This is a genomic window from Anaerosalibacter massiliensis (assembly GCF_024623155.1).
Lineage (GTDB): Bacteria > Bacillota > Clostridia > Tissierellales > Sporanaerobacteraceae > Anaerosalibacter > Anaerosalibacter massiliensis.
The window spans coordinates 18,668-43,812 of record NZ_JANJZL010000013.1; the positions used below are offsets into that span (position 1 = coordinate 18,668).

Here is a 25,145-nt window from a genome sequence, read left to right on the forward strand (position 1 = left end):
AGTAGAAATGAGTACAAAGATTTCAAATTTAGGTAATGAAATCCTTAAGTATATTGGAGGAGAGGAAAACATTATCAGTTTTGAAAATTGTATGACTAGATTGAGGATTAGACTAAAAGATAGTTCATTGCTTAAAAAGGAAGAATTAGAAAATGCAGATGGAGTAATGGGTGTGTTGCAATCAGGGCAAGAAGTTCAAATAATAGTTGGGCCTGGTACAGCTTCAAAAGTATCAGATTATGTAAAAGAAGCTACATCAATTATAGTAACAGACAATCCAGAATTTGGTCAGGCAGATGAAATGAAAAAACGAGTTAAGGAGCAGTATAAAGCACCAGGAAGTGGATTTTTAAATAAAATAGCGCAAATATTTATTCCATTAATTCCAGCATTTATAGGTTCAGGACTTATAATGGGTATTAATAATATTTTAAGTGTAAAGGAAATCGCAAGCCCAAATGTTATTGGATTATTGGGAGCTTTCTCAGGGGCGGTATTTGGCTATTTAGCAATAATGGTAGGTATGAATGCAGCAAAAGTATTTGGAGCTTCAACTGCAATAGGTGGATTAATGGGTGGTATTACAATTTCACCAGTGTTAGAAGGAGTAGAGTTATTTGGTAGACAGTTAGTACCAGGACGTGGAGGAATTATTTCAGTAATATTAGTAGTTTGGTTTGCATCAATAGTTGAAAAGAATTTAAGAAAAGTTCTTCCAAGTGTAGTAGAACTAATTCTTACACCTTTATTGACAATATTGATTTCTGGATTTGCTGCAGTATTAGTTTTACAACCAATAGGTGGAGCAATTTCTGATGGGATAGGTGTAGGAGTATCAGGTGCTATTGAAAAAGGTGGAGCATTTACAGGTGCAATACTTGGTGGTACATTCTTACCCTTAGTAATGACTGGGTTGCATCAAGGATTGACTCCAATTCATGCAGACTTAATAGACACAACAGGAGTAACTACTTTACTTCCTATATTAGCCATGGCTGGAGCAGGGCAAGTAGGGGCAAGTTTTGCAGTATTGGCCAGAACTAAAAATAAGAGATTGAAAAAGACAATAAGTAGTGCTTTGCCAGTTGGAATACTTGGTATTGGTGAACCGCTAATATATGGTGTAACATTACCATTAGGTAAACCTTTCATAGGAGCTTGTATTGGTGGAGCAGTAGGAGGGGCTATAGTTGCACCAGCTAAAGTAGGTGCAATGAGTATGGGTATATCAGGACTGCCTCTAGCAATGCTTATTAAACCAGGTGGTGTAGGCATATTTATATTAGGAATATTAGGTGCTTATGTAGGCGGATTTATAGCTACATTGTTATTAGGTTTTGATGATCCAGTTGAAGAATAATTATTAAAAGAAATTGACTTTGAAATAAGTAGATAGTATTTCATACAAGGTACTCGAAAGAGTACCTTGTATACTAAAAAATATAATTAGGAGTGATTGATTTGCTTGGTATATCTGTTTATGCAGGAATGGACAATTCTATAGAAGAAATTATTGAATATTTAAATAAGGCTCATAAATTTGGTATACAAACATTATTTACTTCAGCCCATATACCGGAGACCAATGAGAATTTTTTAAATGATTTAAGAATCCTTTTAGAAGAATCATCAAGATTAGGATTTACAACTATTATTGATATATCTAAAAATTACTTTGAAAAATTGGATATGAATAAGTATAAAATAGATTATTTAAGATTAGACTATGGTTTTACATTGGAAGAAGCAGCTAAAATGACTAATGAATGTGATTTTGGAATCACAGTAAATGCTACGACTTTTACTACAGAAGATATAGAAAAGTTTATAGGTTTTGGAGGGAAAATAGAAAAGATAAATGCTTGCCACAATTTTTATCCTAGAAAAGACACAGGAATATCTGAAGAGTTATTCATAAAAAGAAATAAAATATTTAAGAAATATGGTATAAAGACTATGGCGTTTGTACCATCACAGGATGGAAAGCGAGGGCCAGTATATGAAGGGCTTCCAACTTTAGAGAAGCATAGAGATCTTCCTCCTATAGTTAGTTCCCAGCATTTGCTTAAACTTGGAATAGATTTTGTAGTTATAGGGGATGCTATAGCTTCAGATGAAGAATTAAAAAGTTTAAATGTTATAGAAAATGATATAAATATTATACCTATTAAACTAAATGAGAATTTATCAGAAGTAGAGCTAAAACTCTTAAATAGCGTTCATACAAATCGCATGGATCCAGGAGAATATGCAATACGTTCACAAGAGTCTAGGCTTATAAAGGAGGGACAGATTATCCCGAACAATAATCTATTCCCAAGGAGTAAATATTCTGTTACAATAGATAATGAAAGATATAAAAGATATGAAGGAGAGCTCCAGATATTGAAAAAAGATCTTCCAGTAGATGAAAGGGTAAATGTAGTTGGAGATGTAAAATTTGGAGATGTTATTATAGACTTATTGAGACCAGGAGAAAAATTCAAATTTTATACAATGGGGGATTAAAATGAGTTTGTTTTTAAAAATGAACGAAGTAAGAGATCAGCTAACTAATTCAGAACAGAAAATTGTAGGCTGTATATTAGACAATAATGAAGAAGTTTATAATTTATCTATTCAAGAATTAGCAAAAAAATGCAATACAAGCCCTTCAAGTGTAGTTAGATTTTGTCAAAAAATGGGCTTTGAAGGTTTTCAAGATTTTAAAATAGAATTAGCTAAAGAAAAATCTGATTTAAATAAAAATCATAGCATAGTTTATGAAGATGTTAGAGTAGATGATACAATAGATGATATAGTTGGAAAAATTTCAGCAGGAAATATTAAATCAATAGAAAACACTGTAGAATTATTAGATCGTAGTGAAGTTGAAAAGGCTGTGAGAGTACTAAATAATGCAAATAATATACTTCTATATGGAGTAGGAGCATCAGGATTGGTAGCCATGGATTTTCAATATAAGCTTATGCGTATCAATAGAAATGCTTTTTGCTATTTAGATAGTCATACTCAACTTTCTACAGCAGTAAATATACAGGAAAATGATGTAGCAGTAGGTATATCCCATAGTGGCAAAACTCTTGAAGTTTTTAAAGCAATAGAAATGGCAAATAAAAAAGGAGCAAAGACTATATCTATTACAAGATATGGGGACAATCCATTAAGTAGTATATCTAATATAAAACTATGGTCTGGAGGGAAAGAAAAAAATTTAAGAGTAGGGGCTATAGCCTCTAGAATTGCTCAATTAACTGTGGTTGACATATTATTCGTAGGTCTAGCTCAAAAAGATTTCAATACAGTTTCAGAATATTTAAAGGGAACTAGAATGATGGTGGATGATTTTAAAATAAAAAAGTAGCTTTTAACAGTATAATCCCCTAGTATTAAAATAGGGGTATTTTCATGCTTTTAAATATTTTGTGATATACTTTTATATATTATAATGAAGTATAGCGTATTGGAGGATAATAAATGATAAAGTGTATACATACTGGTGACTTGCATTTAGGTTCTCAATTTAGGAATACAAGTTTTGATGGAATACATGCTAAACAGAGGCGTTTAGAGATATGGGAAACTTTTGAGAAAATAGTAGATAGGACAGTAGAGAATAATGTAGATTTTTTATTTATTGCTGGAGATTTGTATGAGGAAAAATATTTTACTATAGGAGATATTAAAAGAGTTAGGGATAAATTAAAAGAAGCAAAGAATGTTAACATAATAATATCAACTGGAAATCATGATCCTATAGGTGAGAATAGTCTATACAGAAAAATTGATTGGCCTAAAAATGTATATATATTTGACGGAAAAGGCATATCTTCCATAGAATTTAAAAAAGAGAATACAGTTGTATGGGGATACAGTTGGGATAAAAAAGAGGAAAATGAAGACTTGTTATCCCAAATAAAAATAGAACAAAATGAAAAAATAAATATATTATTAATTCATGGAGATGTATTAAATAAGAATTCAGTTTATTTACCTATAAACAAGCAATTGTTAGAATCAAAAGGTTTTGATTATATAGGACTAGGGCATATACATAAACCACAATTTATAACGGATAAGATTTGTTACTGTGGAAGCCCAGAGCCTTTAGATTTTGGAGAAACGGGAATACATGGAATAATTGAAGGGACTATTGAAAAGGAAAGTGTAACTATGAGCCTTCTTCCATTTTCTAAAAGATCTTTTATAATTAAAGAAATAAATATTACTGAGATCATGACTTATAATGATATATTAAATAAAATAAAAGAATCTGACAATCTTTTTATGAGAGAGAGCAATTTATATAGAATAGTTTTAAAAGGAATAAAGGATAGGGATATTAATTTAAATATAGAAGACCTACAGGAAATATTATCTAATGAATTTTATTATGTAGAACTTATAGATGAAACTATACCTGACTATGATTTAGAAAAACTAAGAGCAGAAAATGAAAACAATATTATTGGACTTTTTATTGAGGAAATGAGTAAAAGGGATTTAGAAGATGAAGTCAATAAAAATGCACTTTATATTGGACTAGAAACCCTTTTTAAAGAAAAGGTGATAAAATGATTATTAAACAATTAAATATCATTTCCTTTGGAAAATTCAAAGAAAAAAATTTGAAATTAAGTAGTGGGATGAATATTATTTACGGAAATAATGAGTCTGGAAAAACTACAATACATAAATTCATTGAAGGAATGTTTTTTGGCTTTTTTAAACCTTATTCAAGAAGAAAGATATATACTAAAGATTATGAAAAATATTTTCCTTGGAATGAAACAAACTACAGGGGAGTTTTAAAGTTTATTCACAAAGGAGAAGTTTATAGGATAGAGAGAAACTTTGCTAAAAAATTTGATAATGTAAAAATATTTGATGATAAAACTGGTGAAGATATATCCTATTTATTTGATTATGATCCGGTTTTAAGATTATATTCTCCTGGTTCGGTTTTTGGCTTTAATAATATAGTATACAATAATACAATAAATATTAAACAATTAGGGAGTAAGACAGATAAAGCATTAGCAAAAGAAATAAAAGATAGTTTAATTAATATTGGTGGAAGTTTAGATGACAATATTTCTGTTAAAAATGCTGTGGAGGATTTAACAAAAAGAATAAATGCTATAGGTACTGAAGATCAGCGGAAAACTTCTCCTTATGGAAAAATTGTAGAAGAGCTAGAAAAACTATATAATGAAAGAAAAACTGGGCTAAAATATAATGAAAAAATAAAAAAAGAAGAGGAACAATTAAATAATTTGAAAAAAGAATTATCCTACTTAAAAAGTGAAGAAGATTCTTTAAAAGAAAAGGTAAAAGATATAGAAAGATTAGAAGTGAAGGAAAAATATGAAGAAGCATTGAAAGTTATTGGAGAAATAGATAATTTATCTAAAGCAATAAAAAAATTAAGAGAGTATTCAAATCTTGATATGAATGATTATACTTTATTAGTTAGCTTGCAAAAAGAAGAGGATAATTTAGAAAATAGTATAATTCAATGGAATGAAGAGCTAAAAAGAGTAAATAAAGGCTTAAATGAGCTAATAGTAGATTTAAATATTCTACAAAAATATAGTATTATAAAAAAATCAGAATTTCAAAATCTTATTAGAAGCTGTGAAGAATATTGTGATAGGAAAGAAAAATTAAGTAATTTGCAAAGTAAAGTAAGAGATATTGAAATAGAGAAAAAAGAATTAAATTATAATAATATACAGGATTTAATAGATGATATGTATTCATATGAAGATATGGAAGAGAGAAGAAATTCTATATTTTATAAAAATGAATATGCAAATGTAATTTTTTTAAGGACAAGATTAGAAGAAAAATTGAAAGAACTGAAAAATAAGAAAAAGTTTACTTTAGTATTTACTTCACTAATATTGGTTTCCATTATATTAGGATTTAAAAATATTTTATTTTTCCTATTTATATTGCCATCCTCATTATTTCTTTTTTATAATTTTCGTTCTAGTAAGGAGATTAAAGTTTATGTAGAAAGTTTAAATAGGCAAATAGCGGACATTACAGAAAAAGAAAGAGAAAAAAATGAAATCTCAGATAAACTGGAAGATGAGATGGATGCTATTTTGAAAAAATATAATTGTACTACAAAAATAGAGCTAAAAAGGCTCTTTGATAAAAGCTATGAAACTAGTTTAAATATTAGAAATAGAGATAAATTTTTTGAATCATTAAAACAAGAAGAAAATATTTTAATTGAAGATATATATGAACTTGAAAATAGACTAAGGTATTTTGGTAATATATTAGAATTAAAAGAAGATTTTTCTATTGAGCATGTAAAAAACATTGAAAGAGAATATTTCGAATTTATAACTAAAAAAGATAAGGAAGAAGAATTATTAAATAAACAGAAATATTTAAGAGATAAAATAAATACTTGTCAAGTGGAACTAAATAAAATCTCAAAGCAAATAGAAGAAATCTTTTCTAAAACTTATTCTACTAGTATAGAAGAGTTTAAGAATGGTCTTGAGAAAAAAGAAAAATACAATAGTTATTTAAAAGATATGGAAAATAAGGAATTATTGCTAAGTAAAATTTTGGGTAATAATAGTTTAGAATACTTAAAGAATGAATCTATAAAAGTAAGTGGAGAGTTTGAAGACAACTGTAAAATATTAGATAAGGATAGACTAATAAATGATTTAAATAGTGTGGAAAATGAAATATCTGAAAAACAGAAATATATAACTAGAATAGAAGAAAGAATTAGTAATTTATATAAAAACTTTAGACCATTAGTAGAAATAGATGATGATATTTTTAAAAAAGAACAAGTCAAAAAAGATTATGAAAACAAACTAAAATCTCTTAGAATAGCAAAGAATACTATTGAAAATATTTCTAAAAATATACAAAGAAATTTCGCACCTACTCTAAACAAAAAAGTAAGTGATACAATATCTATTGTTACTGGAGAAAAATATAGAGAAGTTAAAATAAATGATAAAATGAATATTTCTGTAGTAGACTCTGAAAACAATAAATTGGTAGATATTGGGAAATTAAGTGGTGGCACTATGGATCAATTATATTTTGCTACAAGATTTGGCATAGCAAATATATTAAAAGAAGAAAAAACTCCCTTAATACTAGATGATTGTTTTGTTCAATATGATATAAATAGACTCGAAAATATTTTAAGATTTCTAAGTTATGAAAGTAAAAAAAGGCAGATTATTTTATTTACTTGTCATAGAAGAGAAAAAGAAATATTAGAGAAATATGGTACTGATTTTAACTATATAAACTTATAAGTTAAAGTATTACATTAACCTATAAAAACTGTAAGAATAGCTATTTATAGGCTAATGTTAAACTTTAAGATTAACTGAGGTGAAATAAATGATATATGGCATAGGAGATTTACATTTAGACTATTCAAAGAAAAAACCTATGGACATATTTGGAGAAAATTGGTTAGATCATGAAGAGAAAATATTTGAAAATTGGAAGAGTAAAATAAAATCTGAAGACTTAGTACTCATGCCAGGAGATATATCTTGGGCGTTAAAGTTAGAAGATGCTTATAATGATTTGAAAAAAATTGATGAACTTCCAGGTAAAAAAATTATAACTAAGGGAAATCACGATTATTGGTGGGAAAGTAAGAAAAAAATGAACTCACTAGGACTTGAAACTATATTTTTTCTTCAAAACGATAGTTATAAATATGAGAATATAACTGTAGTTGGCACTAGAGGGTGGAAAGCTAAAGATAGTGAAGACTTTACAGAACATGATGAAAAGATGTACAATAGAGAAGTTAATAGACTTAAACTATCATTAGATTCTATTGAAAATAGAGGAGATAAAATAATATCAATGCTTCATTATCCACCTTTTAATTTAGATTCGTCTCCAAATGAATTTGTCAATTTGATGAGAGAATATGATGTAGATATTTGTATATATGGGCATCTTCATTCAGAAGGACATAAATATGTAGTTGAAGATATTATTGAGAATATAGAGTTTTTATGTGTATCTAGCGATTATATAGATTTTAATCCTTTTAAAATCTATTAAATATATTTAAAATAAGGAGGAATTTAATATGAAAATTTTCATTGAAAAAAATTATACAGATTTAAGTAAAAGGGTAGCAGATATTATAGAAAGTGAAATGAAAGAAAAATCAAATTTAGTACTAGGCCTAGCTACAGGAAGTACACCTATAGGAACATATGAAGAACTTATTAAAAGACATAAAGAAGAAGGATTAGATTTTTCTAAAATCACTACATTTAATTTAGATGAATATTTAGGAATTCCTCATGATCATGTAAATAGTTATCATTATTTCATGGAAGAAAATTTTTTTAAGAGTATTAATATAGATAATGACAAAATTAATATTCCAAATGGAAATCCAGAAAATGCAGAAGAATATTGTAAAGCCTATGATGAAAAAATAGAAAATCAAGGTGGAATAGATGTACAAATATTAGGTATTGGTGAAAATGGACATATAGCATTTAATGAACCAGATGATAAATTATATCTTGGAACTCATGTAACAGATTTGACAGAATCTACAATAAAAGCTAATTCAAGATTTTTTGATTCTATAGATGATGTGCCTAAAAAAGCTATAACTATGGGATTAGGAAGTATTATGAAATCTAAAAAAATACTTCTTTTAGCTAGTGGTAAGAATAAGGCCAATACAATTAAAAAATTATTGAAAGATGGAGTAGTATCTACTCACAATCCAGCTTCATTATTATTATTACATCCAGATGTAACCATAATATTAGATGAAGAAGCAGCAGAAGAATATATGAAATAAAAAATGTATATAGGGTAAGGGAGAGAGTCAAGTGGAAATACTTATTAAAAATGTAAATATAGTAACACCTTATGAAATAGTACATGGATATGGAGTTTTAATCAAGGATAATATTATTAAAGAAATTGAAAAAGAAGAAAATTTTAAAGAAGAAAATTTAGATAATATAATTGATGGTAAAAATGGTTTTTTAGCACCAGGTTTCATTGACATACACAATCATGGAAATTCAGGATATGATTTTATGGATTCAACAGAAGAAGCTATAGACAATATTGGAAAATTCCACTTAAAAAATGGAGTTACATCATTTTTAGGGACTATAATCACATCATCTTATGAGGATATGAAAAATGCTATTAAAAATATTGCAGATTATGAGAACAAGAAGGATAATTCCCAAATAATTGGAATTCATTTAGAAGGACCTTTTTTTGCAATGGAAAAGAAAGGTGCGCAACCTCCAGAACATATTAAAGGACCTAATTTAGAAGAAATAAAAGAATTAGAGATGCTATCAAAAGGAATGCTTAAAGTAGTTTCTTTGGCACCAGAATTAGAAGGAGCAAGCCCTGTTATAAGATATCTAAAATCTAAAAATGTAGTTCCAGCTATGGCTCATAGTAATGGAACTTTTGAAGAAGCAAAAAAAGGTGTAAATGAAGGAATTACATTAGCTAATCACTTATATAATGGTATGAGGAGTTTTTCTCATAGAGAACCAGGTATAATAGGAGTATCCTTGACAGATGATAGAGTATATTGTGAAATTATCTATGATGGGATTCATCTTCATGATGCAAGTGTAGAAGTAGCCTTAAGAACTAAGGGAATTGGAAAAGTTATATTAGTATCAGATGCTATGAGAGCTGCGGGACTTCAAGATGGAGAGTACGAGCTTGGAGGACAGAAAGTATTTGTTGAAAATGGTGCAGCAAGACTTGAAAGTGGAGCATTAGCTGGATCAACTCTTAATTTAAGAGATGCAGTTTATAATATGGTATATAAGAAAAATACAACTATTCATGAAGCGGTAAGAATGGCTAGTTTAAATCCAGCTAAGGCAATTGGTGTAGATGATAGAAAAGGTAGTATAGAAGTTGGTAAAGATGCAGATTTAATATTATTTGATAAAGATATAAATATGTTGGCCTCTATAGTAGGAGGAAATACTATATGGCTAAAGAATTAGAAGTAAAGATATTAAATATTGATATTGAAGAAATGGAAGAAAAGCTAATTAATCTTGGTGCATCCCTCATAAGCGAGGAAGACCAGATTAATTATATATTAGACTCGAAAGAAAATAAAATTCAAAAAGAATATGATAGCTATTTGAGACTTAGAGAAAAGAGAGACTTAAATAGTGGAAAGGTAGATTATATATTTACTCTTAAAGAAAATATTCCAAGAGATGGTATTAGGGAAAATATTGAGAGAAATACTAAAGTAGAAGACAAAGACGCTCTAATATATATACTAGATGTACTAGGAGTCTATGTAATAAATAAAGGATTTAAAAAAAGAATATCTTATGAATATGATGGAATAAGATTTGATATCGATACTTGGGATGAAGATACCTATCCACATAGCTATATGGAAATTGAAGTAAAAAAAGAAGAAGATTTAAAAAAGGCTATTAAACTTTTAAATATAGACAAGGAGAACATATCAACTAAATCTATAGTTGAGCTGAGAAAAGACCTAGGTTTAAACAACTAGGTCTTTTCTTAGTTTAAAATAAGAAAATTAGTAACAAAAAAACATTATTTGAATAGTATATAATGAGCAGCTAAAAATAAGGAGGTATTGTTTATGCTTCAAGATATTTTTAAAAATAGTGACGAAAGTTTGTTACTTCTTTTCTTAATTTTACTATTATGCTTTGGAGATTTAGGTGGATTTCATGGAGGATTCGATGAGACATTTATCTTTATTTTCCTAATATTCTTCCTGTTCTCTGGTTTTTAAAATGTACTTAAAATTTATACTTGTTTAAACACAGTAGAAAATCTACTGTGTTAATTTTTTATTTTAAAGGAAAAAAACTTTCAGTATAGAAATATACTATAATAGAGTTTAAGGAGGGATTTATTTGCTAAATAAAAATATTATAGAAAATGTATTATATGCTGCATTGTCTACTGGAGGAGACTTTGCTGAAATTTTTGTAGAAGACAAATATATTACTAATATGAAAATGGTAGGAGGATTACTTGAAAATAGTATTTCAGGAAGAGATTATGGTGTAGGTATAAGGATATTCAATGGATTTAATAGTGTCTATGCCTATACTAATGATTCTTCAGAAGAGAATTTAATGAAAGTAGCTAAAGAAGCTGCATTGGCTATAAATTTAGAAAAAAAGGATATTATTTTAAATCTAATGAAATCTGATATTAAAAATAATAATAAGGTAATAGTTTTACCTAAATCTGTAGAGAAAAGTAAAAAGATAGAGATCATGAAAAGAGGACATTTTGGTGCTAAAAACTATGATGAATCCATAAGTCAGGTTACAGTTAGCTATTTAGATGAAGAGCAAAATGTTCTCATAGCCAATTCAGAAGGATTATTGGCAGAAGATCAAAGAGTAAGAACAAGATTGGCAATCCAATCTGTAGCTACAAAGAGAGGAGAAATGCAAATTGGTTATTCAGCTCCAGGAGCTTCTATGGGATTTGAATTTTATGACAATATAAATGCAGAGGAACATGGGAAAGAAGCTTCTAGAATAGCAAAAACTATGATTAATGCAGATCTTTGTCCAAGCGGTAAAATGCCTGTAGTTATACACAATGGTTTTGGAGGAGTCTTATTTCATGAGGCTTGTGGGCATGGATTAGAGGCAACTTCTGTGGCTAAGGAAACATCTGTTTTTTCTGATAAATTAAATAAAAAAGTAGCTTCTCCCGTAGTTACAGCTATAGATGATGGGACTATTCCTAATGAATGGGGAACTACTAATATAGATGATGAGGGTATCCCAACTAAGAAGAATTTACTCATAGAAAATGGAATATTAAAAGGATATTTAGTAGATAAATTAAATGGTAGGAGAATGAACTATGAACCTACAGGTTCATCAAGAAGGCAATCTTATAAACTGCCACCTACTTCTAGAATGAATAATACTTATATTGCAGAAGGAAAATCTACATTTGAAGAGATAGTTTCAAATACAGAAAGTGGGTTATTTGCAAAGAAATTAGGAGGAGGAAGTGTAAATCCAGCAACAGGAGATTTTAATTTTGCAGTAATGGAAGGCTATTTAATAGAAAATGGCAAAATAACAAAACCTGTAAGGGGAGCTACCCTCATAGGAAATGGTTCAGAAGTATTAGAAAAGATAGATATGGTAGGAAATAATCTAAAACTATCTCAAGGAATGTGTGGTTCGGTAAGTGGCCTTGTACCAGTTAATGTAGGACAACCAACAATAAGAGTCAAAAGTCTAACAGTAGGTGGAAGAAAGGGGGATGAATAATATGGATTATAAAAATACGGTAGAAAAGATATTTGAAAGTGGAAAAGATTCTTTGGATGATATGGAGGTATTTATTGAACAAGAAAAAGAAATAGAAATAGATGTATTTGAAGGAGAAATAGATAAATATAATATTTCTGAAAGTGGAGGTCTTTCTTTTAGAGGAGTTTCAAACGGGAAAATAGGTTATTCCTATACTGAAAAAATAGATGAAAGTTCAGTTAACTTAATTATTAAGGATGCTGTAGAAAATGGAAAGTATATAGATTCTTTAGATAAAGAAGAAATTTTTTCCGGTCCTAAAGAATATGAAGAATTGAATTTATATAATGAAGAGCTTAGCAAAACACCTTTAGATAAAAAGATGGAATTTGTTAAATCCTTAGAAAAAGAAGCTTTATCTTTAGATAATAGAGTAGTATCAATAGATGGATGTAGTTATGGAGAAGTGGAAAGTTATAGAATATTACAAAATACAAAAGGTATAAATTTAGAAGAAAAGAAAAATACTGCTTATTGTTATTTATCAGTAGTAGTAAAAGAAAATGAAGATATAAAAACTGGTTCTAGCTATATAGTTTCTAATGATTTTTCAAAATTTGATTATAAAAGCTTAGCAAAAGAGGCAGTAGAAGAAGGTTTATCTATGTTAGGTGCTAAATCAATTAAATCAGGAAATTATCCAATTATATTTGAAAACCATATATTTGCAAATATTTTAGAAACTTTTGTTCCTATTTTCCTAGCTGAAAATGTACAGAAAGGATTATCTCTATTAAAGAGTAAAATAGATAATGAAATAGCAGCACCTATTTTTACATTAATAGATAACCCATTTATGGAAGATGGAGTAGGATCTAGAGCCTTTGATGATGAAGGAATGGCAACGAAGTACAAAAAAATAATAGATGGGGGAATTTTAAAGACTTATTTTCATAATTGGAAAACTGCCAATAAAGATGGTATTAGCTCTACAGGAAATGGTTATAGAGGTTCTTATAAATCACCACTATCTATTGCACCAACTAATCTATATGTAGAAAATGGAGATAGTTCATTTGAGGATTTGATAAAAAGTACAGATCATGGATTATTAATAATAGATGTACAAGGTTTACATTCAGGTGCCAATCCAGTGTCAGGAGACTATTCTTTATCTGCTTATGGTTATGAAATAGAAAATGGAAATATAAAAAGGCCAGTAAACCAAATTACTATAGCAGGTAATTTCTATGATACATTAAAAGATATAGAAAAAATAGGTAATGATTTAAAGTTTGCATTACCTGGAATGGGCGGACAAATAGGTTCACCATCTATAAAAATTAAGAAATTATCCGTATCAGGAGAATAGTAAGATATTAAAAAAGATTCGTTTTAAAACGAATCTTTTTTTATGAATTTAATTGTTATTTAAGCGGAATAATATAATTAAATGATTAAAAAATTGCATGAAAATATTACTTAAGGAGGTGTTCAATAATGAAAAAAATTAGGGTGTATCTAATTCTTATTCTATTATCAAGTATTTTTGTAACATCTTGTTCTCCAAAGCAAAATTTAAAACCTGATATTCAAAATTCTCCAGTAGAATATGAAGAAAAAGCTCATGAAAGTTCAGAATATAATGAAGATGATATAGAACCTCATATTAATTATTTTAGTATAAAAGATGACAATAAAATAACTAATATGGCTCTGAAAGAAAGAAATATTGATTATTTATTAAGTGAAGATAATTTATTATCAAATAAAGAATCAATTGCCAATTTTAGTGCAGGAAATTTAAAGATAAATAAAACTTTTAATACTGTAGTACCTCAAGAATTAGATGTAGATTTAGCATATAGAAAATATTTAATGCCTTATGATTATTTTTTGATCAATAAAGATAAAGTTAAAATATATAACACTCCCTCTTTTAGTGGAAAAGTAATAGATGAAGCAAATACTTTTGATAAACTAAAACTTGTGAATGAGGTAAAGGGTGAAATAATAAAAGATATTAATTCTGACAAATGGTTTGGAGTATCTTGGTACAACAAAGATGGAAAAATGCTTTATGGTTTCATACCTGAAAATGTTGGCCAAATAAGAAGCTTTAGATTTAGTGATATGTACAATTCTCTAAAGGAATTAGAAAGTGAATTAAAGAAATACAAACATGGTTATATATCAAATTATAAAGATGTAAATGGCCCGCCACCTTTAACTGATGGAAAGGCCATGGATAAATATGGTATGCAGGCATATCAAAGTGCCCCTGCATATTTTGACTTAAATAATGAAGAAAATTTTAGGTACATTCCTGATGGTATGATAGTCTTTATTTTAGGAGAAGAGAATGGATATTTTAAAGTGAAAAGTTTAGATTATGAGGGAGAATACTGGATTCCAAAAAAATATATATCTTTTGATAATAATTTAGATACACTTTCAAAAGTTATAGTGGTAGATACAACAAATCAAAATCAAAGTGTATTTGAAAAAAGAGGAGATAGATGGACATTAATATCCTATACATTAGCTACTACAGGAGTTAAAGATAAACGTAAATTTGAAACACCAATAGGAAGATTTAAAATATTAGAAAAAAAGGATAGATTCTTTTACCTAGATGATAAATCTAGGGAAATTGCAGGATATGCACCATATGCATCTAGATTTGCTCAGGGGGCTTATATACATGGAGTCCCTGTAGACTTTATAAAAAAGGATGGTAAAGATGTAGATCCAGGTATAAAAGAGTATTTATTTACTATAGGAACTATGCCTAGATCTCACAAATGTGTTAGAAATTATACTAGCCATGCCCAGTTTCTATATAATTGGGTAGATCCTAATGATACTGCAGTTATTACAATTAAATAACTATATAAGCCCTAATATATAATGTATTAGGGCTATTTTTTAAAAGAAAATAGAAAAATATCTAAAATAGTATAGCATATTTAATGATATATGATATAATATATATATAATTATTTCAGGAGGTGCCCTTATGGGAGAATATAAATACATTAAATGGTTTAATGAAATTGACAAAAATGATATACCAATAGTAGGAGGAAAAGGTGCTAACTTAGGAGAACTTACTCAGAGGGGAGTAGACGTACCCCCAGGATTTTGTATAACAGCAGGGGCTTATGCAGATTTTATTAAACTATCTAAATTGGAGGATAAAATAAAAGAAAAAATAGATGGATTAGATGTAGAAGATTCTTCAGAACTTCAAAAAAGAGCGGCAGAAGTTAGAAAACTCATAAATAATTCTGAAATTCCAAAAGAAATAAAAGACGAAATAGTAAATGCTTATAAAGAATTTAGTGAAAAATTGAAAATAGAAAATCCAAATGTTGCTATTAGAAGTTCAGCAACAGCAGAAGATTTACCAGAAGCATCTTTTGCAGGACAACAGGACACTTATCTACATATAAGTGGAGAGGAAGAAGTTCTTAATTTTGCAAGAAAATGTTGGGCTTCACTTTGGACAGCAAGAGCTATATATTATAGAGAAGAACAAGGGTTTAATCATTTTGAAGTTGCATTAAGTGTAGTTGTTCAAAAAATGATTAATAGTGAAAAATCAGGAGTAATGTTTACAGCTAATCCTGTAAATAGCAACAAAGATGAAATGATGATAAATGCAAGTTGGGGACTTGGAGAAGCAGTAGTTTCAGGATCAGTAACTCCAGATGAATATATAGTCGATAAAAATAATAATAAGATATTAGAGAAACATATTGCTGAAAAGACTACAATGATTATAAAAAGTAAAGATGAAGTGGGAACAGTAGAGGTTAGAGTAGGAGAACATTTGGGATTTGAAAAGATTAATGGACAATGTTTAACTGATAAAGAAATTTTAAAACTTACTGACAATGGAATGAAAATAGAGAATATGTATGGCTCTAATCAAGATATTGAATGGGCGTTTGATGAGGAGACTAAAGAGCTTTATATATTGCAATCAAGACCTATAACTACATTAAATAATGGAGGGGAGTCAAAATCTATGGTTGAGAAAGAAGAATTGAAGTCATTAGTAAGAGGATTAGCAGCTTCACCTGGTATAGCCAGTGGAAAAGTGAAGAATATAAAAAGTATAGATGAAATTTCTAGAGTAGAAGATGGAGATGTACTAGTAACTATTATGACAAATCCTGATATGGTACCAGCTATGAGAAGGGCTAGTGCCGTAGTAACTGATGAAGGCGGAAGAACTTGTCATGCAGCTATTGTATCAAGAGAGCTTGGAATACCATGTATAGTAGGAGCAAAAACAGCTAGTGAAGTATTAAAAGAAGAAATGGAAATAACAGTAGATGCAACTAGAGGAGTAGTTTATGAAGGGATAGTTCTTCAAGAAGAACAAAAAGAAGAAAGTGAAACTAATTCTGAATCTGCAGTTATTAGCGAAGATTTAATACATGAGTTAGCACCTATAACTGCTACTAAGATATATATGAATCTTGGGGAACCTTCTATCATAGGAAGATATAAAAATTTACCTTTTGATGGAATTGGACTTATGAGAACGGAATTTATATTTACAAATATGGTAGGAGCTCATCCTATGTATCTAGTAAAAACAGGTCAAGGAGATTTATTAATAGATAAAATGGCAGAGGGAATTACAGCTGTAGCACAAGAAATATATCCAAAGCCAATAGTTGTTAGACTTAGTGATTTTAGAACTAATGAATTTAGAGGTCTTAAAGGTGGAGATGAGGTAGAACCTATTGAAAACAATCCAATGATTGGTTGGAGAGGTGTATCAAGATATATTTCACCGGAATATGAAGAAGGATTTAGACTTGAGTGTAGAGCAATGAAAAAAGTAAGAGAAGAATATGGCTTGACAAATGTATGGGCAATGCTTCCCTTTGTTAGAACTACATGGGAGCTTAAAAAGGTAAAAGAAATAATGGCAGAAGAAGGATTAGTCCAAGACAATAGCTTTAAACTATGGATAATGGCAGAAGTACCATCTGTAGTATTTGAAGCAGAAGAATTTGCACAGCTCGTAGATGGATTTAGTATAGGAAGCAATGATTTAACTCAACTTGTAATGGGAGCAGATAGGGATTCAGGTATACTTAATAATATGGGATATTTTGATGAGAGAAATGAAGCAGTGAAAAGGGCTATATCAATATTGATTAAAGCAGCACATAAATATGGAAAGACTATCTCAATATGTGGTCAAGGTCCATCCCAATACCCAGAATTTGCTGAATTCTTAGTTCAAGAAGGGATAGATAGTATGAGTGTAAATCCTGACACTGTAGCTTATACAAGAAGGTTAGTAGCTGGAGTAGAGCAAAGAATGATTTTAAAGAAATTAAGAGAAAATAGATAGAATTTAATAAAATAGTTTTAAAAAAAGGGGGACTGTCTCAAAATAAAATTTTGAGACAGTTCTTTTTTGTATAAATAAAAAGGGAAAAAAGTTTGAAAAAACTTACTAATGCTTTATTTATCATAGCATTTCATTTTGTCCTTAGTTTTTAGGGAAACTCTAATAAGCAGTCAAATTTTGACAATGGATTTTAATATGATATAGTAGGTATTAAAGGAAGAAGTATTATGAAAATATTAAATTTTTTGTAGGAGGGTACTTAAAATTTGCTCGAAAAGATGTGTTTACTTTATTGAGATAAGTCCTAGGGAGGGGTTATAGCATGAAAGAAACAAAAGATATATTTTCAAAATTGGAGTGTATTTTAAAAAGGTTAGAATGTATTAGAAATAAAAAAATATAGAATCTTTAGGAACAATGTTTGAGTCTGATGGTTATCTATATTATTATGATACAGGTACTGGAAAAGTTATTAATGTAGATTATGATATAAATAAAATTATTAAAAGACTATTTACATATGAAGATAATGTAGATTCTTTTATAAAATATATGAAAGATGAAGGTATAAGTAATGAAAAGCTTAGAGAATTTATAGAATTTGTATATGAAGAAGATTTACTAAAGGGTGTAGATATAAATAATTTATATACGGTTGAGTATTTACAATATGTTAAAAATCAAGTAAACAATAATTGTGGACAGTTAATTTTAGAGCTTACTGGACGATGCAACTTAAGATGTAAATATTGTATTTATAATGATTCATATGAGAATATGAGAAATTTTAATTGTAATGATATGACTACTGATGTAATAAGGAAAGCAATAGATTATGTAAAAGAGCATTCTAAAGATGAGGTTGATATAACATTTTATGGAGGAGAGCCACTACTTAGATTTGAAGAAATGAAGTATGCAATAGAATATGCTAAAGAAACTATAAGAGATAAAGTTATAAGCTATGGCTTTACAACTAATTTAACACTTCTTAATGAAAAAATAGCTAAATATCTTGCAAGTGTTGGAAATATGCACATTCTTTGTAGTATAGATGGTCCAGAAGATGTTCATGATAGATGTAGAGTTTTTAAAAATGGAGAAGGGACTCACAAGCAAGTAATGAAAAATTTTGATATATTAGTGAATGCTTTTAAAAATGCGAAAAATAGTACTGTAAAAGTCAATAGTGTATTAACACCACCATTTACTTTTGAAAAAATGAATTACATAAATAATTATTTTAATAAATTTAAAAATAAAATTAAAGATTTTTCAGTAGAGATAACATACCCTGTAGATGGATCATTACCTGAAGAGTTTTATGATGAAACATTACAAGTATCTAATGTAATAGATAGATGGAATAAAGACTCTTTTTATAAGAAATATGATATATGTATAAATGAGGAAATGGTCTGGAAAGATTTATTTAGAATACATAATCGTCTTATAACACAACAAGCATCAAATTGGGTACCATTTAATGCTTGTTGTATACCAGGAGCGAGAAGGATATATGTAGATACTGAAGGATATATTTATCCTTGCGAAAGAATAGGGAAAGCTCCTATACTTGGTCATGTAGACTATGGAATTAAATTAGATGAGTTGTTAAAAAACTATATTATTGATTATTCTAAAAAATCTATTGATAGTTGTAAAAATTGTTGGGCTGTAAAAATGTGTCCTATATGCTATGTAAATAGAATGACTGAAAAAGAAATATCAGGAAGAGCTCATTTAAATTGTGAACTTTATAGACAAGCAATAAAATCTGATTTGAGTTTTTATCATAGTATGTTAAATAAAAAACCAGAACGTTTAAAAAAGATAAATGAAATATCATACTATTAATAAGATTTTAATTTTCAAAATTAAAATAAATATCAAAAGAAAAGGGAGGAATATTTAATGATTAAAGTTGTTAATCCATTTGAAAGAAAAATAGCTAAGGCGGATGATATTTCAGCAAACAAATGTTGTTGTATTTGTAATAGTGGAAGTGCAACATCAAAAGCTAGGGCTTTATTACCAGTTACATTTAATTGTGCTTGTAACTGTAATTCTTCAAGTGCAAATAAGAATGCTAATCATACGAAAGCTTATAGTAAATGCTATTAATTGAAAAACTAAATAATTAGGATAGTTATATAACTATCCTAATTATTTGATTACATAAAAAAAGTGTATACTGACATTATATTGAAATTAGGTGGGAATATGGAGAATAATATTGAGGTTATATATGATTCTGATTTAAAGGGTTATCATTTTATTTATGTAGTTGATAAAGGTAAGAACAATGAAAAATTGAAATATAGCGGAATTTCTCATTTGATAGAACACGTAATACTAATTTTTTTAGAAGAAAAGGAATATAAAGCTATTTTAAGAGGTAGGACAGGCTTTTATTATTGTTTATATAATTGGATGACATATTCATATGAAGAAGGTATAAAAATATTAAATGAGATTAATCAAATGATAGAAAAAATTGAAACAAATGAATTGAATTTTGATAAACAATTAGAAAAAGCTAAAAAAGAAGTTATAGAAGAATGTATAGATTATAATAAGAAAAAATTAAGCGTAAAAAAAATAGTTAAATCTATTAAGGGAAAAAATTATACCGGTTTTCCAGTGGGGAATGTTGTAAATATATCAAAAATAAATCAAAAAGATATAGTTGATTTTATAAAAAATAATTATACAGGTATTAGTGTAGCTATTGTATCATCAGATAAAAATATAGGCTATAATAGTTTTGATGTTGAAATAGATAAAATAGATACTTATAAAGAGGATATAGTTAATATTGAAGATATAGTTAATATTAATGATGGAATTAATTTTAATATTGAGAATATGAATTTTATAGGAAATAAAATTACTCTATTAATTAAAAGTAAGATAAGCCAAACTTTTTTAGAATCCATACTTGAAATGTTTATAATGACATATTTATGTATAGGATTGAGTAAAAATTTAGATGATTTGATTACAATAGAATATGAAAAACTTATATTAGGAAAAAATGAAAAATATTTATTGATATATTTAAATAGCAAAAGTGCAATAAAATTTTTGGTTAATAACAAAAGAATAAATAATGAATGTATATTTTCGCATATTTTTAATAGAAAGAATTTCGATATAACAAAAAAAACAATACTAAATATGTATAAATATGAGAATCAAATAAGAGATTTTGATGAAAAATATTTGAAAGATATATGTAATTTATTGACAATTAATGAGCATGAATACCATATAATTAATAACACTAGTAGATTAGTTAGGATATTACAACAGTTAACTTATGAAAAAGTTGTGATAATTATATTTCAAATTATAAAATTAAATTATGAAATGAAGGTATATGATTAATATGGATATAAAAAATGCATTAAAGATTTTTAAACATACATTAATAATTTTATGGAACTCATCAAAGAGTAGTTTTATTTTATTATTTATTTTTTCAATGTTATCTGGACTTCCTGCAATTTTTAATGCGTATTTAGGGAAACAGTTAATAGATACTATTGTCAATATTATACAAAATAGAAATATGGTTATTACTCCTTTAATTACAATAGGCGTTATGTATTTAGCTGTATATTTAATTGAAAATCTAATTGTAAGTATAACTCAATATGTAAATGAGATATATTCATCTTATATAAATAAATATATTTCTATAGAATTACTTGAAGCGTTAAATAGTATGGAGATGGAAGATGTAGAAAACACTAAAATACATAATGAATTAGAAAAAGCTAATAATGAATCTACAATAAGGAGTATGAATATATTAAATCAATTAATACAGTTACTAAAAAATTCAACAACATTATTGGGTATGATTACAATGTTGTTGTCTTTTAATATATTAATTGTTATTATTTTAATTTTTTCAACAATTCCTCTTATAATGTTAAACTATAAAAATATGAATAAGCTTTATGAAGTTTATAATAAAAGATTTGAAAAAGTTAGATTTGCTACTTATATTAGGAGTCTTTCTGTTGAAACTGAAAACTTCAAGGAAATAAAGATATTTAACAATTTAAGGTATTTAAAAAGTATCATATTAAATATTTTAAATAAAAACATAAGAGAAGATAAGAGAATAAAAAGAGTTTTAATTGTAAAAAGTTTTATTATTGAAAGTATAGATATTATAATTTCTTTTGTTATAAAAGGCTATATTATAATAAAAGGTATATTACATTATAATAGTGTAGGTAAAATTACGATGAACATAAAAATAGTTACAAATATAAAAGATAGTTTAGGTAATATTTTATCAATTGCATCATCAATGTATGAAGATTGTTTATATTTACAAGGGTTAAATAATATAAAACAAATTAAAAATAAACGTGAGCAACAAAATAAAGGAAAAATTTATTTGGGCGAAAAAGATACAATTAGTAGAATAGAACTAATTAATGTATCTTTTAAATATCCTGGAAGTAATGAATATGTATTAAAAGATATAAATATTTGTTTTAAAAAAGGGGTTACATATTCTTTGGTAGGTTTAAACGGTTCTGGAAAAACAACTTTGGTAAAGTTGATATTAGGACTTTATGCACCACAAGAAGGAAAAATTTTAATAAATGGCATTGAAATTAATGAATATGATAAAATTTCATTATTTAAAAAAATGAGTGTAGTATTTCAAGATTATGTAAAGTATCCCTTAACAATACGAGAAAATATTGGATTAGGAGATATAAGTAAGGTAAATGACATTAATAGCATAGTAGAATCAGCAAAGTTAACAGGAGCTCATAAATTTATTCATAAATTACCTAATGAATATGAAGAAACACTGAGAAAAGGTTGGAAAGACAATATAGATTTATCTGAAGGGCAATGGCAAAAAATAGCTATTTCAAGGGCGACTCTTAGAAAATGCGAAATATTAGTATTAGATGAACCAACATCTTCTTTAGATCCAGAGTCTGAATATGAAATATTTAACACGATTAAATCATTTAGAGGAAATGGAATAAATATATTGATAACACATAGATTTACAAACATTAGTTTAGCAGATATAATTATAGTTTTAGAGGATGGTTTAGTAAAAGAAAAAGGAACTCATAAAGAATTATTAGAAGAAAATGGGGTTTACAGTAAACTATATAATATACAACAGGAAATGTTATTAAATCCGCAAAAATTAGTAAGTGATCAAAGTATATAATCTATATAATGTTTTATTTAATAAATTGGTTTGTTGAATAACTATATATAGAATTATTCTATGAAGATATGTTTAAAAATTTCTAACATATTATTTGTGATTAGAAAAAATTTATTAGTTGAAAATATTTTAATTTAATAGTTGGAGGAGGGAATATAAATGGAACTTAAATTAGAAAATGTTAATAAAAAGTATAAGAATAAACACGCAATCAAAGATGTAAATTTAAATCTAGGTTATGGTGTTTATGGATTGCTTGGTGAAAATGGAGCAGGGAAGTCTACTCTTATGAGAATATTGTGTACTGTGGATCGTCAAACATCAGGGGAAATCTTATTTAATAATGAAGATATTTTTAAACTTGGCGATAAGTACAGAGAGCTAATAGGTTATATGCCTCAAGAGTATGGAGTTTTTCCTAGTTTCACAGCAAGGGATTATTTAGAATATATAGGATATCTAAAAGGTTTAACATTGAAAGAATTAAGTAGGAAAGTACCAGAAGTTTTAGAATTTGTAAATTTATTAGATGTAGAGAACAATAAAGTGAAGACATTTTCGGGTGGTATGAAAAGAAGACTTGGCATAGCACAAGCTATAATAAATGATCCTAAAATTCTTATACTAGATGAGCCAACAGCAGGACTTGATCCAAAGGAAAGAATAAGATTTTCAAATATTATAAGTGATATGTCAAAAGATAAGCTAGTCATTTTGTCAACCCATATAGTTTCAGATATTGAATCTATAGCTACAAATTTAATTATTTTAACAAAAGGAAAAATTAAGGAAGTGGAAAAGATAGATAAATTAGTAAACAAATTGAACAATATTGTGTGGGAAGTTTTAGTAGATCAACAAAAATTTTCTTATATAGAGAAGAACTATACAGTGGTTAGAATTAAACAACAAAATGGAAAAATATTGGTACGTTGTGTAGGAAAAAATGTAGAAGTTGAAGACAAGAAAAAAGTAAAGCCTACTCTTGAAGATTACTATATGTACATAGGGGGCAGGACTAATGGATAAATTATTTTTATGGGAATGGAAAAAAACTAAAAAATTAACATTATGTTTTACATGTTTGATTTTTTTATTTATTATGTTTATGATTATTAATGTGGAAACTAATAGAATTAGTTGGACTGATAGTAATGGGAAGTCACTAAGTGGAAAAGCTGCTGTAGAAGCTAAGATTGCAACTGTATCTAAAATTGAAGGAAAAGTTGCACCTGAAAAACTAATTAATTGTGTAAATGAATATAAGAAAGTTTATAAAAAGGGGAAGATAGAAGATACAAAAGAATATGGAAAATATATTGAACCTTATCAAGATTATATTTATAGAATGATACTCCGAATATATGATGATGGAAATTCAGCATTTGACCAAGTATTAATTAACCTATCTGATAATCAATTGAATAATTTTTATTCTAATTGGAGTAAAGCTGCAATTAGAGAAAGTGGAGTAAATAAAAATAGCAAATTACATACCACATTAGAAAACAAAGCTAAAAAAGTAGATAAACCTTTTATTTATGAATATAATGATGGATTGTATTATTTAATTTTACAATTTAAAGATATAATTATGTGGGTATTTATTATAATTGCAATTGCACTTAGTTCGATTTTTAGCAAAGATGATTTAAGAGGGTTAGAAGAAGTTTCTATGTCTACTAAATATGGTAGGGAAAAGTTAACTGTTGGGAAATTAAAATATGGAATATTTTTATCGATTATAATATATATACTATCTTTATTAGTTATAAATATAGTAGTTGGAAGTATATATACTTTTAAAGGTGGTAATGCCTCTATTCAATTGGTATATTCTAGAACACTGTGGAATACTTCCATAGGAAAGGGGTATTTATTGTTAATATTACTTGGACTGCTAGCTACAATAACTACGGCTTTATTTGTTATGTATATTTCTGTTAAATCACGTAAATCTAAATTATCTTTATTACTCTCAATTGGATTAACTTTTATACCTAATATTTTTCTAACCAATATTAAAAACACTTTTTTAACCCCAATACTAGGTATTATTCCTGTTAATCTAATTGATTCATCAATGGTTTTTGGCTCTAATATATTTTATGAGTTAGGATCATTCCAGTTTTCATATTTAATTATATCTGTAATATTATCTGTAGTTATGATATTTGTAACGATAAAAGGTATAAAAAAAGAAGTTATGAATTATAAATTATAAAGGATA

20 protein-coding genes are annotated in these 25,145 nt (G+C 27.5%); all 20 read left to right on the top strand.

The annotated features are described in order from the left end of the window. The first annotated feature begins 7 nt into the window (after nt 1–7). The 20 genes from NSA23_RS13930 (at nt 8) to NSA23_RS14025 (ending at nt 25,139) form a co-directional block, all read left to right on the top strand. A complete protein-coding gene (locus NSA23_RS13930; protein WP_042683197.1) occupies nt 8–1,360 on the top strand; it encodes a PTS transporter subunit EIIC in 1,353 nt (450 codons plus the stop codon). Between the two features lie 101 nt (nt 1,361–1,461). Beyond that, on the top strand, nt 1,462–2,508 hold the full coding sequence (locus NSA23_RS13935; RefSeq protein WP_050069887.1) for a MupG family TIM beta-alpha barrel fold protein: 1,047 nt from the start codon (nt 1,462–1,464) through the stop codon (nt 2,506–2,508). A gap of 1 nt (nt 2,509) precedes the next feature. After that, nucleotides 2,510–3,364 (top strand): MurR/RpiR family transcriptional regulator, encoded by an 855-nt coding sequence (locus NSA23_RS13940; protein WP_042683198.1) that lies wholly within the window; start codon nt 2,510–2,512, stop codon nt 3,362–3,364. 113 nt (nt 3,365–3,477) lie between these two features. Next, nucleotides 3,478–4,578 carry a metallophosphoesterase family protein gene (locus NSA23_RS13945; protein ID WP_257490634.1) on the top strand — a complete coding sequence of 367 codons (1,101 nt, stop codon included), beginning with the start codon at nt 3,478–3,480 and terminating at the stop codon, nt 4,576–4,578. Then, on the top strand, nt 4,575–7,307 hold the full coding sequence (locus NSA23_RS13950) for an ATP-binding protein (RefSeq protein WP_257490635.1): 2,733 nt from the start codon (nt 4,575–4,577) through the stop codon (nt 7,305–7,307). The genes NSA23_RS13945 and NSA23_RS13950 overlap by 4 nt, the downstream gene beginning before the upstream one ends. Nucleotides 7,308–7,395: 88 nt before the next feature. Further along, nucleotides 7,396–8,079 (top strand): metallophosphoesterase, encoded by a 684-nt coding sequence (locus NSA23_RS13955; protein WP_042683201.1) that lies wholly within the window; start codon nt 7,396–7,398, stop codon nt 8,077–8,079. A gap of 28 nt (nt 8,080–8,107) precedes the next feature. Beyond that, nucleotides 8,108–8,842 (top strand): glucosamine-6-phosphate deaminase, encoded by a 735-nt coding sequence (gene nagB, locus NSA23_RS13960; protein ID WP_257490636.1) that lies wholly within the window; start codon nt 8,108–8,110, stop codon nt 8,840–8,842. A gap of 31 nt (nt 8,843–8,873) precedes the next feature. Continuing rightward, nucleotides 8,874–10,034, top strand: a complete 1,161-nt coding sequence (gene nagA, locus NSA23_RS13965) for an N-acetylglucosamine-6-phosphate deacetylase (RefSeq protein WP_257490637.1) — start codon at nt 8,874–8,876, stop codon at nt 10,032–10,034. Then, a complete protein-coding gene (locus tag NSA23_RS13970; RefSeq protein ID WP_257490638.1) occupies nt 10,019–10,567 on the top strand; it encodes a class IV adenylate cyclase in 549 nt (182 codons plus the stop codon). The genes nagA and NSA23_RS13970 overlap by 16 nt, the downstream gene beginning before the upstream one ends. A 93-nt stretch (nt 10,568–10,660) precedes the next feature. Then, entirely contained in the window at nt 10,661–10,816 is a 156-nt protein-coding gene (locus NSA23_RS13975) for a hypothetical protein (RefSeq protein WP_187116709.1), read from the top strand. A gap of 124 nt (nt 10,817–10,940) precedes the next feature. Next, complete coding sequence (locus tag NSA23_RS13980; RefSeq protein ID WP_257490639.1) at nt 10,941–12,332, top strand: TldD/PmbA family protein; 1,392 nt, start codon at nt 10,941–10,943, stop codon at nt 12,330–12,332. A 1-nt stretch (nt 12,333) separates the two neighbouring features. After that, entirely contained in the window at nt 12,334–13,686 is a 1,353-nt protein-coding gene (locus NSA23_RS13985; protein ID WP_257490640.1) for a TldD/PmbA family protein, read from the top strand. 128 nt (nt 13,687–13,814) lie between these two features. After that, nucleotides 13,815–15,203 (top strand): L,D-transpeptidase, encoded by a 1,389-nt coding sequence (locus NSA23_RS13990; RefSeq protein WP_257490641.1) that lies wholly within the window; start codon nt 13,815–13,817, stop codon nt 15,201–15,203. A gap of 130 nt (nt 15,204–15,333) precedes the next feature. After that, nucleotides 15,334–17,694 (top strand): phosphoenolpyruvate synthase, encoded by a 2,361-nt coding sequence (ppsA, locus tag NSA23_RS13995; protein ID WP_257490642.1) that lies wholly within the window; start codon nt 15,334–15,336, stop codon nt 17,692–17,694. 417 nt (nt 17,695–18,111) lie between these two features. Further along, nucleotides 18,112–19,551: a radical SAM/SPASM domain-containing protein gene (locus tag NSA23_RS14000; protein ID WP_257490643.1), complete on the top strand. Its 1,440-nt coding sequence runs from the start codon at nt 18,112–18,114 to the stop codon at nt 19,549–19,551. Nucleotides 19,552–19,608: 57 nt separating this feature from the next. After that, the gene (locus NSA23_RS14005; RefSeq protein WP_257490644.1) at nt 19,609–19,818 is read left to right on the top strand and encodes a hypothetical protein; all 210 of its coding nucleotides are present in this window, start codon (nt 19,609–19,611) and stop codon (nt 19,816–19,818) included. Between the two features lie 99 nt (nt 19,819–19,917). Then, nucleotides 19,918–21,084 carry a hypothetical protein gene (locus NSA23_RS14010; protein ID WP_257490645.1) on the top strand — a complete coding sequence of 389 codons (1,167 nt, stop codon included), beginning with the start codon at nt 19,918–19,920 and terminating at the stop codon, nt 21,082–21,084. Between the two features lies 1 nt (nt 21,085). Next, a complete protein-coding gene (locus NSA23_RS14015; protein WP_257490646.1) occupies nt 21,086–22,915 on the top strand; it encodes an ABC transporter ATP-binding protein in 1,830 nt (609 codons plus the stop codon). Between the two features lie 159 nt (nt 22,916–23,074). Further along, nucleotides 23,075–23,944 (top strand): ABC transporter ATP-binding protein, encoded by an 870-nt coding sequence (locus NSA23_RS14020; protein WP_042683216.1) that lies wholly within the window; start codon nt 23,075–23,077, stop codon nt 23,942–23,944. Next, complete coding sequence (locus NSA23_RS14025; RefSeq protein ID WP_257490647.1) at nt 23,937–25,139, top strand: ABC transporter permease subunit; 1,203 nt, start codon at nt 23,937–23,939, stop codon at nt 25,137–25,139. The genes NSA23_RS14020 and NSA23_RS14025 overlap by 8 nt, the downstream gene beginning before the upstream one ends. Nucleotides 25,140–25,145: the final 6 nt, after the last annotated feature.